Origin of the sequence: Rhodococcus sp. PAE-6 (genome assembly GCF_025290685.1) — a bacterium.
GTDB lineage: Bacteria > Actinomycetota > Actinomycetes > Mycobacteriales > Mycobacteriaceae > Rhodococcus > Rhodococcus pyridinivorans.
The window spans coordinates 1-15067 of record NZ_JAOCLZ010000033.1; the positions used below are offsets into that span (position 1 = coordinate 1).

The 15067-nt window shown below is 67.3% G+C and carries 16 protein-coding genes; 1 reads left to right on the plus strand and 15 read right to left on the minus strand.

The annotated features are described in order from the left end of the window. A partial coding sequence (locus NVV99_RS25320; protein ID WP_260783204.1) for a transposase occupies positions 1-307 on the plus strand: 307 nt, incomplete at its 5' end. Positions 308-541: 234 nt separating this feature from the next. Here the strand turns inward: NVV99_RS25320 and NVV99_RS25325 are convergent. The 15 genes from NVV99_RS25325 to NVV99_RS25395 all read right to left on the minus strand — a co-directional run. Then, positions 542-1075, minus strand: coding sequence for a DUF4913 domain-containing protein (locus NVV99_RS25325; RefSeq protein ID WP_064257206.1), 534 nt, complete (start codon positions 1073-1075; stop codon positions 542-544). Between the two features lie 2 nt (positions 1076-1077). Then, a complete protein-coding gene (locus NVV99_RS25330; RefSeq protein ID WP_231782144.1) occupies positions 1078-3150 on the minus strand; it encodes a type IV secretory system conjugative DNA transfer family protein in 2073 nt (690 codons plus the stop codon). Between the two features lie 15 nt (positions 3151-3165). Then, positions 3166-3717: a hypothetical protein gene (locus NVV99_RS25335; RefSeq protein ID WP_064257227.1), complete on the minus strand. Its 552-nt coding sequence runs from the start codon at positions 3715-3717 to the stop codon at positions 3166-3168. Positions 3718-3728: 11 nt separating this feature from the next. Beyond that, complete coding sequence (locus NVV99_RS25340) at positions 3729-5360, minus strand: M23 family metallopeptidase (protein ID WP_231782145.1); 1632 nt, start codon at positions 5358-5360, stop codon at positions 3729-3731. Beyond that, positions 5357-5671 (minus strand): hypothetical protein, encoded by a 315-nt coding sequence (locus NVV99_RS25345; protein WP_065996606.1) that lies wholly within the window; start codon positions 5669-5671, stop codon positions 5357-5359. Before NVV99_RS25345 ends, NVV99_RS25340 begins: the two co-directional genes overlap by 4 nt. Continuing rightward, positions 5668-7419, minus strand: a complete 1752-nt coding sequence (locus NVV99_RS25350) for an ATP-binding protein (protein WP_231782146.1) — start codon at positions 7417-7419, stop codon at positions 5668-5670. Before NVV99_RS25350 ends, NVV99_RS25345 begins: the two co-directional genes overlap by 4 nt. Positions 7420-7434: 15 nt before the next feature. After that, positions 7435-8940: an SCO6880 family protein gene (locus NVV99_RS25355; protein WP_231782147.1), complete on the minus strand. Its 1506-nt coding sequence runs from the start codon at positions 8938-8940 to the stop codon at positions 7435-7437. Further along, on the minus strand, positions 8937-10505 hold the full coding sequence (locus tag NVV99_RS25360) for a hypothetical protein (protein WP_260783205.1): 1569 nt from the start codon (positions 10503-10505) through the stop codon (positions 8937-8939). The genes NVV99_RS25355 and NVV99_RS25360 overlap by 4 nt, the downstream gene beginning before the upstream one ends. Then, positions 10496-11335 carry a hypothetical protein gene (locus NVV99_RS25365; RefSeq protein WP_258914047.1) on the minus strand — a complete coding sequence of 280 codons (840 nt, stop codon included), beginning with the start codon at positions 11333-11335 and terminating at the stop codon, positions 10496-10498. Before NVV99_RS25365 ends, NVV99_RS25360 begins: the two co-directional genes overlap by 10 nt. After that, positions 11332-11940, minus strand: a complete 609-nt coding sequence (locus NVV99_RS25370) for a hypothetical protein (RefSeq protein WP_260783206.1) — start codon at positions 11938-11940, stop codon at positions 11332-11334. Before NVV99_RS25370 ends, NVV99_RS25365 begins: the two co-directional genes overlap by 4 nt. Then, positions 11937-12317: a hypothetical protein gene (locus tag NVV99_RS25375; RefSeq protein ID WP_260783207.1), complete on the minus strand. Its 381-nt coding sequence runs from the start codon at positions 12315-12317 to the stop codon at positions 11937-11939. The genes NVV99_RS25370 and NVV99_RS25375 overlap by 4 nt, the downstream gene beginning before the upstream one ends. Positions 12318-12333: 16 nt before the next feature. After that, positions 12334-12627: a hypothetical protein gene (locus tag NVV99_RS25380; RefSeq protein WP_138846322.1), complete on the minus strand. Its 294-nt coding sequence runs from the start codon at positions 12625-12627 to the stop codon at positions 12334-12336. Positions 12628-12648: 21 nt separating this feature from the next. Further along, the gene (locus NVV99_RS25385) at positions 12649-13218 is read right to left on the minus strand and encodes a hypothetical protein (protein ID WP_260783208.1); all 570 of its coding nucleotides are present in this window, start codon (positions 13216-13218) and stop codon (positions 12649-12651) included. After that, positions 13215-13994 (minus strand): hypothetical protein, encoded by a 780-nt coding sequence (locus NVV99_RS25390; protein ID WP_220667102.1) that lies wholly within the window; start codon positions 13992-13994, stop codon positions 13215-13217. The genes NVV99_RS25385 and NVV99_RS25390 overlap by 4 nt, the downstream gene beginning before the upstream one ends. Next, on the minus strand, positions 13991-15067 hold a 1077-nt coding region (locus NVV99_RS25395), incomplete at its 5' end, for a hypothetical protein (RefSeq protein WP_260783209.1). The genes NVV99_RS25390 and NVV99_RS25395, both read right to left, overlap by 4 nt.

The window sequence follows — 15067 nt, forward strand, 5'->3', positions numbered from 1 at the left end:
TGACCGACCACTTGCAGCGTCTCGATCGCTGATTCGATGTGAGATCAGGGTTGATCTCATCCCTGAGGGCCGGATAAAGGAGCGGCTGAACAAGGAGATCCGGCGTCGCACCGATGTGGTCGGGATCTTCCCCGACCGGACTGCATTGATCCGACTGGTCGGAGCGGTGCTCGCCGAACAGCACGACGAGTGGATCGAAGGGCGTCGCTATCTCGGACTCGACGTCCTTGCCCGTTCCCGCAGCAACACACCCGCTCAGACCGTCACCGAACCGACGGAGGAGGTGACACCGGCGTTGACTGCATAACCCGACGACGAGGAATCACGCGAGGACCTCGCACACCACCTCACGGGACTTGACCCGGACATGATGCGTCTCTGCTTCTCGATGTCGTGGTGCGCAAAAAGTATTACCCCACTCGTGGGCAAGCTACTCGTCCCACGACAGGAAAGGGGCTGATGGGCGTCGGCTTCGCGTCTGTATCGCCCGACCAGAAACCGATCGGCGGGCCTTCGACCGGGGACGACGCGACGGCTTTCCCTAGTTGTACTGGTCGAGGAGCTTAGCGAGAACGTGGGATGGAACCGGGTCGGCGGGCATGGTCGGCCAGCCCATGAAGCTGCGATCGGTCTTGGCGTTGGCCATCGGGCCGGTGTCGCCGTCGAGGATCACGCGCAGGTGGGGCTCGAGGTGCTGGATCCACCACGAGGACATTGCTGACATCGAGTCCGAGGCGCGTGCTTCCTCCCATGCCTGGTGCAGCGCGGTCAGGCGGGCGACGACCTCCGGGTAGGCCCACCATCTCGCGTCCCAAGACAGGCCCCCGTCGTTGTCACTGATCCGGCGTCGGATCACCGGCAGGAAGAAGCCGTGGACGAACTCCACGACGTTCTGGTACTTCGGTTCCTTCTTCTGCTGCTGCTCAGGCTCCGAGGATTCGGGTGTCTCCGGGATGTGCGGTTGGTCCGAGGACTCGGCAGCTTCCCACAGCTCGGTCGCGTCGTCGTCGGCTCCGTCTCCGGCTTCGGTTGCGGTGTCCCAGCGGTCGTCGGTTGTTCGGGGCAGATTCACCATGCTCATTCCTTCGACATGAACTCGGACGTAAACAGGGAGGCGGTGCGGGAGGACTCCGCGACAGGCTTATCAGCTTGGGGTGACTGTTCTAGCGGGTCGTGCTCGTAGTCGTCGTCTCCTGCACGTCGCATAGGACGACGGGTGGCATCGAGCTGGTGGGAGGTGCCGTCGTCGAGTGCGTCTGCGTTGTGCAGCGGCGGAGCGCCGATCCCGATCTGATCGGAGTAGCCGACGGGCAGAGCCTTTTGCTGGGCCGGTGCAAGTTGCTTGCTCTCTTGCTTGGATTGGCGGATCGCGTCGGCGAACGGAGAGTCACCCCAGAACGCTTTGCGGACCAGGATCGGGGTGGTGCCACCGATGGTCACGAGGGCCCGGGTTTTCGGCAGGGCTCGCAGGTCGCGCTTTTCGAAGATGTTCTCCTTCTGCCAACTGCTCGACACACTGGCCTGACTGTTGGAGAAGAATCCAGTGCCGCGACTGTGGGATTCGGTATCGACGTAGTGGGTGCCGATCGCATCGACCAGGCTCGACAGGTAGCCGTCTTCCTTGACGTTGCCGCCGTACCAGGTCACCGCGCAGGAGTCGACCATGCTCTCGAATGCTTCCCGTCCCCAAACCTTCTCACCCTGGGAGGGAGATTGGAAAAACATGATCAGGATCAAGCCGCGGCCACCGAAGTGGCTGGCCCACTTCGGTAGCTGTTCGAGTGGGGCGATGTTCGAGCACTCATCGAGCACGGTGGTGAACGGGATCGGCATCCGTTCCGCTTGCTGCTGCTCGGAGTATTCCTCGGCGCAGGTGAGGATCTGCCCGATCAGGGCGCTGGTGATGGCCGAGGAGGATCCCGGCCCGTCCTTCGACAGCGCGTACATCGTGTCGGTGCGCTTGACGAACTCCTCGGCGATGAATTCCGGCAGGTCGTGGACGTGCTCACCATCGCTGATGGTGATCCGGCCGGACTGATCGGTGCCGATGACCGCCCGCCGGTTCGGCAGGACCGCTTCGGCGTAGCGGGGCTCGTCGAGCGGGGAGAGGAAGCGTCGGGCCATGTCGTAGAAGCCGTCGCGTTGTTTGGCGTTGACGGACTGCTTGCCACGCATTGTGCGTGCCAACTCCGGGTAGCCGTACTGCTCGAGCACGGCCGGGGGGATCTGTGACTGGGTGTTGGTCAGCCACTCGACCACATGCCGGATGTCCCCGCCGGCCAGGACGGCGGCGAGCATGTAGGAGGCGAACAGGTCGCGGGCGTTGCCGTCGAAGTAGGCATCGACGCGGGCGTTCGCGTCGGTGGCCACGGAGATGAAGTAGCCGCACACCGCCGCAGCGGAGGGCAGGTCGGTGACGGTGCGCAGCGGGTTGAACCAGAACGTCGCACGCTGCTGTCGGTTGCCCGAGGCCACGCCTTGCAGGTCGAACAGCCAGACCCGGCCGGTCTGTCGGCGGATGCCGACGGTGTGCGAGTAGACATCGCCGCGGTTCGAGGACGCGATCACCCCACCGGGGGCGTAGCAGATTGCCGGGATGGCGAAGGACGCCGACTTGCCCATGCGGGTGCCGGCGAAGGCGACCGCACTCGATTCCCAGTTCATGTACAGCGGACGGTTCCCAACGACGGTGTGCCCGAGCAGGATGCCCTTGTGACCGGGATGATCTGCCGAGATCGCCGGGGCAAGCCGTTCGGTGGTCGCGGCCAGATGCTTCGGGTCGGCCTCTTCGACCTCCCGCGGATCGACCATCGTGCGGGCGAGGCGGTCGATGCGCTTTTCGAACTGCTTGCCCTGTACTGTCTCGATGACCCCGAACCGGCGCAGCGCCCACCAGCCGGCCCCGACGATCGCCGCGACCAGGACCAGCTCGACACCGAGGATGATGGTTGCCCCGGTCGGCCAGCTCGTCGATCCGAACCCCAGGGCGAAGATCAAGCCGATCGGGTTCCAGGTGGGGTCTGCTCCCCCACCGACGTTGTAGGCGATCGTCGGCAGATAGGCCGCCACCAACAGGGCCGGAAACGCCTTGAGGAACATCTCGTCCGCACTGGAGGAGGTGCGGGGCCGGTCGCGTCTCGTTTGTGCCATCGTTTGCGTGCCCCTCTACTGCTGGAATCGGTAGTTGGTCAGTCGCCAGCCGTCGTCGGTGCGGACGATGGTGGTGCGCCACAGCTGCGGGGTCAGGCGGGTGCTGCGCCCGCTGGCGTGCAGCACCGTCTGGGTGCAGATCACGTCGATGACCACGGTGCGCATCCCGGCCGGGGCTGTCGGGGTGGTATCCGAGTGAGCGCAGACCGCCGTCACGGCGTCTTTCGCCGCCGCCCACTGCTGCCAATCGGCATCGGGCCGGACGTCGGCACGGCTGCCGGATTCGGCGACGGCGAGCAGGTCCCCGCCGAGATACGGTGTGGCTCGGATCAGGGCGTCGGCCTTGCTCTCGTCGATCGCCGGCTGCCAGGACAGGACCATCTGCATCGCGGTGATCGCGGTCTGGTCGGCGTCGATCTGCTGGGGTGAGAGCGGCTCGATCATCTGATGGTCGTCGCTGCCCTCATGGACGTGCTGCTCACCTGCGGGGTCGCTGCTGCCGCAGCCCGCCACTGCGACGGCGGCCGCGGTGCACACCGCCGCAATAGTTCCTCGCGCAATCCTCACCGCAGGTCCTTTCATGAGTTGCTCATCGCCCGGTACTGCGGTTCGGCGGCGATGATCTTGTCGGCATAGGGGCGGGTCTGCACCACGTAATCGGTGTGCCCGGTGGGGAACCCGCCGGAGTTCAGGACGGCGCCTTCGCCGGCGTTGTAGCCGGCCAGATACAGCTCGGTACGCCCATTCGGTGCGCTGACCGTGCCATCGTCGATCCAGCCGTCGATGGTGTCGGCGATAGTGCACATGTAGTGGCCCTGGGCCATGACGGCATCGCCGATGCTGTTCACATCGACCCGGCCGTCACCGTCGTAGTCGCGGCCATAGGACGCCCAGGTGCCCGGCATGAACTGCGCCGGTCCCATCGCCCCGGTCACCGACACCGGAGCAGAGTCTCCGTGGCGGAAACCGTTCTCGGCGGCGAGCTGAGCAGCGAGCAGCGACGGTCTGATCTGCGGGCAGATCGACCCGGCCCGCTCGATCCACGGCACGAACTCGTCCGGCACTGTGCCATCGGCGAGCCGGTCGCCGATACCCTCACCGGAGATGAGGCAGTCCGCCGCCATCGTGGTGGCGTTGCCGCTGCCACCGGGCAGCGATCCCCACGACACCAACGTCTCGTCGGTGCCCTGGCCCCGGACAGACACGTGCACGTGGTCGTAGTGGTTTTCGGTTTCGCTGCCGCGGTCGTCCATCAGGCTGGGGGTACCGCCGACCGGGTAGTAGGTCTGCCGCCAGATCACGTACTCGACGTTGAAGAACTCTGCGTTGGCCAGGATGTAGTCGGTGATCTCGTCCCCGAGAGCCACCCCGTCACCGGAGCGGTAGTTCGCGATCATCAGATCCACAGCCCGACCTTCGGTGTGATCGCTGGCGTAGCCGCCGTCGGCGCGCCACCCCCCGATGCTCGCGATCCGGTCCCCGAACTTCAGGTGGGCAGCGCGAGCGAGTTTCTTCGCATCGACCTGCAGGCCCTGCTCGGAACCGGCCGACGGCGGCAACGGTTGCACCAAGTTCCCCTCCGGCGGGGCGGACGGCACCGCGGTGGGTGGCCCGGCCGGGGTCTGTCCCGGTGCGGGAGCGGAGTCGTAGTAGGGCAACGGGTCCACCGCTGCGGTGCCCCAGCCGCCGGGCCAGACTTCCCAGTGCAGATGCGGGCCTGTCGATTCCCCGCGATTGCCCACGGTGGCGATCTGCTGACCGGCGCGGACCTGCTCGCCGACGGCGACGGTGTAGGTGTCGATGTGCCCGTACACGGTGGACACGAGCTGACCGTCGATCACATGGTCGAGCACCACCCACTGCCCGAACCCGCTGGCGGGGCCGGCCTGGCGCACCACCCCGTCGGCCGAGGCGTAGATCGGGGTGCCGATGGCCCCGGCCAGGTCGATGCCCTGATGCTCGGTGCCCCAACGCGGGCCGAATCCGGAGGCGAAGGTGACGGTGGAGGGCTCGACCGGCTTGATGAACGAACCCGTCGGTGCGAGCCGATCCCCCGATCCGAGACCGGTGCCGGGTCCGAGGCAGCTCGTGCCGTTCTCGCGATCTTCCTCGTCCGCAATTCCCATCACCAGGACGAGGAGCAGGAAGAACGGAATCAGTGTGAGCGCCAGGATCAGCGCGATCAGGCCGGTACCCCCCTTGCCGTTCACCGCAGGCTCAGATCCTCAGCTGCGATGCCGTGCTTGCGTGCCAGCGCCCGGTTCAACTCCTGTGCCAGTGCCAGTTCCGCTTCCAACGCGGCGACTTCCTGCGGGGTGCGGCGAGGGCGCCGGCCGGAGCGGTTGACCCAGCCCCGCACCGTCGTCTCCGCGACGTCGAGCTGCGTAGCGGCGGCTCGCGTAGCTGCGGTGAAGCTGACCCCGGCCTTCATGCGCCCCAGGACCGTCTCGATCGCGGCCTCACGGGTGAGGTCATCGACCAGGGTGTACCGGCGACGGCCGCGACGCTCCCGCCGGCTCATGCTGCACGCCCCGTGGCTCGGTCCTCGTCGGCCGCTCGCAGACGGGCATCGGTGTCGTGAATCCCGGAATCCTTTTCTGCCTGGGGCACCCACACCTTGAACGGGGTGCCCGGTGTTGCGCCTTCGCCGAGCTTGAGCAGGAAATGTCCGACACCGGCGGCGGTGCGCTTACTGCCCGCCGAGACGGTGCCATCGCCGTCTCCGGTGACCTTGCGGCGTGCTTGGCGCAGTGCCTTCTTCTCCTCCACCGAGGAGGTGCTGTCGTTGGCCCAGCCGGTCACCATCGCACGCTCAGCGCGGGAGAACTTCATGAACCGGCCGAGCCGGTCGAGTTCGGCCTCGGGGACCGGGCCGACGATCCGGGCGCGGGAGCGCTCGATCATGCCCAGCGCCCCGACCTTCTCGAAGTCCGCGAGCGAGTGCGTGACCATCGTCATCGCCACACCCATCGACCGCTGCAACCGCTGCACCGCATCCAACCGGGCCACCGCCGAGCTGCCGGTCTGGATCACCTGCCAGACCTCGTCCAAGATGATGTGCGCCGCCAGAGCCTTGGCACCGGGCACCTTGTTGTCGGCCAGGATGTGCGCCGCCTCCACCGCCGCGAACGCTTCGTTCCATCCGGCGAGAAGCACCGCAGCGCGCATCAACTCATCGCCGGGCGGCACCGAGGACATGTCCAGGTCCACCATCGGCTTGGTGATATCGATCCGAACCGTGCTGTGTCGGTTGAAGGTCTCCCCGAACCGGCCTTTGACCAGTGCGCGTAGCGAGCGCAGCAGCGGCTTGATCTGACCGCGGTATTCGTCGTCGGTGTCGGCCACCGCGTCGTCCATCAGTTCCTCGGGACCGGTCGAGATCAGCGTCAGCAGGTCCTCGAGGCGGGCTGCGTGGTCGTTGTCGAACCGTGAGCCCGGGGCGTAGAGCAACCGGATCGCCGAGGCGAGCAGGGTTTCCTCGAAGTCCTTCAGGGGGCCGCGGCGGACGATCTCGAGCAGCGCGCAGATCATGTTGAGCTGGCGAGCGTGCAGCGCGAATTCGGCCTTGTCCCGTTCGAGCGAACCTGCGGGCAGTTGCTCGATCGCATCGCCGATCGGGCCGCGATCGAGAGGGTTGATCGCGCCGGTGCCGTAGCCGACCTCGCTGACCTGCCCGCCGACCTGCTCGGTGAGCACCCGCAGGTCCGGCTTGACGTCACCGGGCACGAGCACCAATGTGCCTCGCGCAATGTCGCCGAGGGCGATCCGGCGCAGCAGCGTCGACTTGCCGAAGCCGTTGAGGGCGCAGATGAAGCAGGACGGGGCGGTGATCGCCTTCATCTTCCAGGCGTAGAGCGGATCGAAGCCGACGGCCGCGCCGGTGGTCAGATGCCGACCCAGCGGGGTGCCCAGCAGCGGGGCCTTCGCGCCGACGATCCACGGGTAGATTCCAGCGACCTGGACCGAGGTGCCCCGGTATTCGACCGGCGGCATCACCGTGGACATCCGGCCCCCACCGGCACCGTCGAATCCGCGGGCGTCGAGATCGGCGACCTGACGGTCGAACGGATCGGAGCTGGTCTTGGTCAGCTGGGCGACCTTGGCGCGCCGGTTGTGCTGGCGCTGCACCAGCGCGGTTTTCCATACCTTCTTGATGCCGGTGGCCGAGGCCGCCTGGTCCTCGAGGGCCGACAGGTCCTCGTCCGACAGCAGGGTCTTGGCGATCTTCTCGGCTTGTGCGATCCGGGTCGAGGTCGTGGCTTTACCCATGACAGCGTCCCCCTCCTAGTTGCTCAGGAACGACGGGATGGTGGTGTGATCGGGCGCGATGACCCCGACACCAAGAGAAGTGGCGAACGCTGCGGCCTGCCAGCACCACGAGCGGCGGATCGTCAACCTGCTCTGCCGCGAGAGGTCCTCGACCAGAGCGTCGATCTTCGGCACATCGGAGCTTCCGGCCGGTTCGGTCACGGTCACCAGCACCCCGAAGCGCACCATCCCGGCACCGCGGGCCTGTTCCATGCGGGCCTGGGCCGTAGCTGCCAGCTCGATCTGCGACTTCGCCGAACCGATCGATCCGTTCTTGAGCGACCCACCGTGCGCTTCGGCCATCGCGTTGCGGTAGTCGCTGTCGGCGATGTCGGTGGCTTCCCCGGCCGAATGCGGGCGGTAGATCACCGAGACCCGCTTGAGCGGCACCGCCTCGTTCGGGGCCAACAGGCGCTGGAGCACCCGTTCGGTCACCGCGCCCTTGGGGGCTTCACGCATCTCCCAGGTCACCGACACCGCACCGTCGTGGACGTATTTGCCGCCATCGGCGCTCTCCAGGGCGGTACGGGGACCGCAGTCCTCCCAGGTCAACCCCGTGCCCTCCCCGGAGTACACGCCGGCTTCGACATCGACGAGCGAGGCCGGGTCATAGGAGCGGCGCACGAACGCCATGATGTCGTCGGCATCCATCGGCGAGCAGGGCACACCGGAGCGTGCTGCCGACGCCGTCAGACCGGGCAGACGCCGGCCGAGTTCGACAGCCTGCTCGGAAGGGTCCTGTTTGCGTTCGGTGGTCTTGGCTTCGAAGGTGATCGCGATCCTTGCTGCGAGGCGGATACCGCCGGAGGTCAAGCCGGTGGCGAGCTGGTAGGCCGCATCGCGGGCCAGCTGCGGGGCATCGGCGCGGGTGTTCTGGTGCACCGTCTCGTACAGTTCGATGCCGGTCTCGGGCAGCGTCTCGACGGTGGTGACCACCGCGAGGATGTCCGAGGTCTCACCGGCCCCGGACAGGAACTGTGCCCAGTTGCCGACATAGTGGTCGATCACGTCCTGATCGACGGCTTCGGCGCCTTGGGGGTAGGCGTCGAAGACGACGGTGTAGGCGCCCCGGCTGGGCATGTGGATCATGCCGAAGGTGCGCCCGTCGGAGTCGATGCCTTCGTAGAGCTCGGTGTCGCCGAGCACGCCGGGAAGACGGTAGGCCCGCCCCGGAACGCGGGAGAACGTGCCCGAGGCGTAGGCGTGTTCACCGCGGCGGCGGCCGCGCCAGAACTGGAATCGCATCAGTGCCCTTTCGTAGCCGGAGCGGCCGTCACGGGAGATGACCAAGGGGATAAAGCAGACGATCACCGGGATGGCCAGCAGCAATGCGACCGTCATGCCGAGGAACAGGCCCGCAATGATGACGACGGCTGCGGCGGCGATCCCTGCGATCGAGGTGCCGAAGGTGGCTCCGAGCAGGCCGGTGCTGCGGGGTCGGCGCCAGTTGCCGTAGGTGTTGAATGTCGGCTCGTTGCTCACTGTTCGAAGCCCCCTCGGTTGAACTGGTGGCCGGCCCCCGTCGCCACAGGCGCATCGGAGCCGGTGTTAGCGGACCCGCCCGCGCCGGAACCGCCGGAACCACTCGAAGCAGTGCTGCCGGGAGTGCCCGCGCCGTTGCCTTGGGGAGCCATGCCGCTGCCCTGCGGAGTTCCTTGCTGATTGCCTTCGGGGTTGCCACCTGCCGTACCCCACCCAGCGGGTGCGCCGGTGGGCTGTGCGCCCGCACCGCCGCCGGGTGGCTCGTCGTCACCCTTCGTCTTCGACGCAGCGAATCCCGCTCCGGATGCCGCGCCGCTGGCACCTCCGGTGGCGACCATCCCGGCGGCTTTCGCGCCCCCACCGAGCAGACCGACCAAACCTGCGGCAGCAGCGAGGCCGCTGCCGCCGCCTCCGAGTGCGCCGATGTTCGGGACGATCAGGCGCATCAGGGCGGGCAGCACCAGCGCCGCGGCACACAAGGTGATGACCCCGGACAGGGCCATGAACCCGTCCTCGCCCGTGGGGTCGGTGAGCGTGGGTGCGGACTCGAGGAACAGGATCGCCGAGACCCCGATCACGAACGCCCCGACCGGTTTGACCAGCAGGAACGCGATCGTCCAGGCCAGCATCTTCTCGTACGCCTGGCTGCCGACCTTCGTTCCTCCGGCCGCACCGGCGATCGGCAGCGCCGCTGCCATGAGCACGAGGATGCCGGTGCGCAGCAACATCAAAAACGCCATCATCAACCCGCCGAGCATGCCGATGATGCCGATCAGGAACAGCAGGCCCACACCGGCCGGACCCGCATACAACTGAATCGAAACCATCGCTTCGGCCAGGCGCGATGGATCGGAGCCGACCGCACTGTCCATGAACCACGCCGAAATCCGGTCCGACAGTTCGGTGCCGAGCACGATCAGCGTCGATGCTCCCCCGGCCAGCACCGCCGCACGAGCCATCTGCTTGAGACCCTCTTCCGAGGTGTCGCGGATCGCGCCCGAGCGGGCCAGCGCCAACCTGCCACCGAGCAGGATCAACGACAGCGACAGGGCCGCGACCTGGAGATAGAAGGTGTAGTCGTTGACCGTGGCCACCGTCGACGTGAAGACGTCCCCGTCAATCTCGGTTCCGGTGATCCACCAGCCGAGAGCGAACTTCAACACCGCGACACCGGCGTTGCCGATCGACAGTGCGGTCTTTTCGACCGTTCCCGCCGCGACATCGCTGATGCCGTCCTTGACCACTCCGGCCCCGGCATCGATGACATTGCCGGCTGCATCCGCGCAACTCGGGATGTCCGCGTCTGTGAACACACTGAGTGTCCCGCTGGTGGCAGCCGCGAGAGGATTGGCGCAGGCCAGGCCCCCGAGGCCGGTTTCGAGCAGATCGAGTCCCGCACTTTCCTGTTCTTCGACGGTGGACTCGGTGCTGTCGATGTTGCCGCCGGACGGATCGCTTTCCTGTGCGACGGCCACGGCCGCCGCACCGATGCCGACGACCACGACGGTGCAGACGATGGCGACCAGTCGCAGGAGGACGGCAGACAGGCTGCGGTTCACCACCATTGCTGCCATCCTTCGGCGGACACCGGCTCGAACCCGCTGCTCATGACCGTCGGGTCCAGCTGAACGACCCATCCGGTGCCCTCACGCCACACCAGCGGAAACTTCGTCAGCTGGATTTCGGTGGACCCGTTCGATCGCTCGACAGTGGCACCGAGTTTGACCAGGGTCAGGTCGGGGTGGAAGGTCACATTGACCAGCGGCGCTGCCGAGACCCCTGTGTTGTCGGGCACCCTCAGCCCTTCGAGCAGCAGGGTCGGGTCCGTCGAGTGGCCCGCTTCCGCGACCATCTCGACGCGATTCACTCCGCTGAGAAGGTAGGAGAGGTAGTGGGCGGCGGCCAGTGCTGCGCCCTGCGGGGTGCGGGCGAAGCCGGTGGCGACACCGTTGTCGGTGAACCCGGTCGGTCCGTCGGAGGTCGAGAACGGCAGGTCCATGTTGCCGTGGATGCGCTGGAGCATCACCCCGCTCGGTGCCTGAGTGTCGGGCCGGTTCGCACTTGCGATGGTCTCGGACAGGATCACCCCTTTGGGGTCGAGTGGAACGTAGACAACGCGCTCGAACCGGTCGAACACCGGGTCCGGCTCGAACAGGCTGTCCTTGTCCTCGACTACGGTGGCGTTGCCGGTGGTCGGATCGAGAGAGACCAACGGTTCGGCGTCGTCGCCTCGGAAGACCATCACCAGGCTGACCACGACACCGACGACGACGATGATGGCCACCGCCGCCAAGCCGATGGTGAGTTTGGTTGCCGACGATGCGCGTTCGTTCTCGGCGTCGAATGAAGGGGTGTTCTTCTCGTGGGTCGAGTCGGTGGTGTTCTGCTCGGTCACTTGCGCGTCTCCTCGAGATCGACCAGCTCCGACGGCAATCCGTCGAGAGCGGTGATGGCGGCGGCGGTCTCGTCGCTGGGCAGGTTCAGTCGCCAGTCGTCGTCGACCCACACCACCTGGGTGGTCGAAGAGGCGAGCGAATCATCGGAGAATCGTTGCACGACACCGACGGTGGCGGCGGTGTCGCTGTAGTCGTCGATGGTGTAGCCGACGATGGTCGGCACCATCTCGGGGTCGGTGCCCGAAATCTCCACCAGCCCCCGGTGGGCGGCGTACAGGTCGCGGCCGTCGCCGGGTGCGGCGACACCGGCCAGGATCTGGGGCCAGGTGCGATCGGAAGCGGTGGCCAGCTGCACCGACTGGGTGATCGCCGCCAGCGCCGCTCCCTGTGGGGTGTGGCTGAATCCGGCGAAGGGTTCCCATTCACCGTTGCTGGGGCCGTCGGTGGTGCCGATCGGCACCTCGATCCCGCCGACGGTGATCCACCGGTTGATCTGCGGTGGATCGGTGATCGACAGCTCGGACTCGGGGGTGTTCGATCCTCCGCAGCTGGTGGCAACCAGCGCCACCGCGACCACCGCTGCTCGCGCCCACCGACGCTTCATCGTTCGTTCTCCTCGTTGCCGGATTGCTGTTGCTGGGGCTGGTGCATCTGTTCGAGCTGGTCGATGACCGTCGGGGAATGGCCGCTTCCGATCTGCTGGGCTTGGGGCCCTTGGGCGGTGGCCAGCAGGATCGTGGCGATGGTCGCGGCCACGCCGCCGGCGAGGATCGCCCCGATGTTCGCTGCGACGAACTCTGCGGCGGTGGGGGATTCGATGCCGGCACCGTGCTTGTGGTCCCAGGCCAGGCGTCCGCCGACGAAGATCACTTTGGCCACGCACAGGATGAAGACGATCCCGGCCGCATAGCCCAGCAGCGTTTGGAAGCCGTCGACGACCTCGCCGGGAAGGGGCACGACCCCTTGAGCGGATACCTGCATCGCTTGACCCCCGCCCTTACGCCGCAGAGGTGACGGCGGAAAGGATCTGGTTCGCCGAGATCGCCACGATCGCACCGACAAGCGAGCCGACGAGCATCTTCGGTGAGTCCCCCGAGCCGTGCTGCCACTTCTCCCACGCGAATTTGCCGCCCGAGAAGATCAGGGCCGCCACGCAGGCGAGCGTGACGCCCCACAGCAGCCAGTTCAGCAGCTTGAGCAGGCCGTTCGCGCCCGGAGGCACTTCCGGGTTGATGTCGAAATTGACGGCACCCTGCGCGAGATACGCGGTATCTACAACCGTCTGGATCATGAACTGTCCTCCGTGTGATTACTACACCGACCACAAGGTCGGCAGACTCGATTGGATTGCCGTGACGATGCCGACCCCGGCAGCGATCACGTCCTCGGGAACGTCGATGACCGCTCCCTTGGTCTGGATGGGCACGCCGTCGAGGGCGCGCCAGGTCGGAAGGCTCGATCGGGCGGCCGAGGCCAGGAAGCGGTGCCAGCCGATCGACCAGTGCGCCTGCACTGCGCCGGTGACGATCGAACGCAGTTGGCGCACATCCTTCGGCAGCGGACCGGCCGCGTTGGCCACGGTGACCAGCCCGAGCAACTCGCAGGCCAGATCGCGGGTGCGGTGTTCGAGGATCAGATCGTGGGCACTGGACAGGCCCTGGATGGTTTCGCGGCAGACGACCACGACATAGGGCGATTCGATCTCTCGGGCATTCCCGCACGGCCATTGACGCTTCGCGTCGTCGGCGAAGTCCCAGTACTGGGCCAGGGTGGAGACCCCGGACCCGCCGTGTGCGCCGAGCAGCCACACCGCCGGTCCGGGAGCCGGAACCGGGTACGGCTCGATACGAGCGTCGACACTGGTGCGTTCTCTGGCGGTCATGCCAGCTCCCCCGTCCCGACCCGATCAGCGGTGTCGTTGTCCTGGTGGCCGGCCTCGATGCGGCCGAAAGCGTCGAGCACATCGGTCCAGGCATCGATCGACTCGACCGACAGGCGGCGATGGTCGACGGTGCCGGGGCGAGCCAGGCTCGCATCGAAGGGCACTTCGACGAACCCGGCGACCAGCGGGGACAGTGCATCGCGGATCGGGGTCAGATCGACCACGCTCTGCGGGAGCTGGTGTGAGATCGCCACCACCGTGTGGGAGAGCACGTCGCGTCCGTAGGTGCGCACCAGCCAGTCGAGGGCGCCGCGCATCCGGGCCAGCGGTTCGGCACGGGGCGGCACCGCGACGACGATCGCAGCCCCGGCCTCGATCAACGGAGCCACACGGCGTGCGCGCAACGCCGTTCCGACATCGTGGATGCGGGCGAGGCTGCGGTCGGCGAGCAGGCTGTCCACCAGGGCCGAGTCGGTGGCTTCGCCGTGACCGACGACCACCGCCCCGGCACTACTGACAGCCATCCGCGAGCCGAGCTGGCGGACCGCCCGCGCAGAATCGATCGGTTCGACCCCGACACGGGCGAGCAGGTTCCCGCCGTCGGTGGTGCCGTCGATCGCCGCGACCTGCACATCGGCACCGAGGCGCAGGGCAGTGGCCAGGCCGAAGCAGGTCGTGGTCGCGGCCGCTCCCCCGGATCCGGCCACCACGATGGCCGAGAGGTGTTCGGGCTGATCGATTTTCGGGCTGCGACGCAATGCAACAACGTTGTTCATCGGTTCTCCACGTTCGCGATCTTCACGCCGCCGTCGGCGGGCATGGTGGTGATCCACTGCTTGTGGATGCCTTCGTCTCCCACGGGCGGGAACTTCAGCAGCACATCGACCGACCAGCGGTTGGGGTCCTCGGTCGGCAGCACGGTCACGCAGTGCTCGGTCCCGGCCGGAACAGCGTCGATGAAGCTCTGAATATCGTTGCCGGGCAGGACCATCAGCTCTGCGACTGCCTTGCCGTCGCGCTGGACGTAGTAGGCGTGCTCGAACGCCTGGATCACCGCCGGACCGGATTCGCGTCCGCCGGGGCCGTTGCCGACGATCCGATCCGGCTCGGTGACCGGGGCGCACCACGCCGGGGCTGCCACCGCCTCGGTCGTGGTGGGGGTGGTCGAGGGCGAGGCCACCACCGAAGAGGACGGCAGCGGCGGCGCCTGTGGTTCGTCGGTGCTGCCGGTCATCGTGGTCACCACCGCAGCGGAGACCACTGCCAGCACAGCGACACCGCCGCCGACGAGCATCCAGGTGCGGGACCGATCGCCGTCCCGCTTCGCCGGAGCAGCGGCAGCGGTGTCGGTGACCGGCACGGCGGGGGCCTCGGCCGACTCGGGGGCCGGAGTCGGCCGGGGAGGACGGGCACGGCCGATCGCGGACTTGAGTCCCCCACGGCTGCGCTGCGAGATCACCAGCGGTCCTCGCGGAATGTGGGCGCGCACCCAGTCCGGGGCGGTGGCATACGGGTCGTCGCCGGTGTCGTGGTCAGGGTGCGGGGCCGGTGCAGTGTCGGCGACGGGGGTCTCAGCAGTGCCGATCGGCTCCAGGTCGGTCTGGATGACCGCATCGTCGTCGGATTCCCAGGTGGTCTCGGCAGCGACCGGTTCGAGGTCCGAGGAGGCGAGCGCCGCGTCGGCGATCGTCTCGTCCGGGATCGGGAAGTGCACCGATCCGGTGTCGGTGTCTTCGGTGGGAGTCGGTTGCGGCCCGTAGTGCTCGGTTACATCCGGGAAGAGTGTTCCTCGATTGTCGGTCGACAAAGTGTCCTCCGTCGTCGGGTGGTGGGGGCGGGGCGTGCCCGC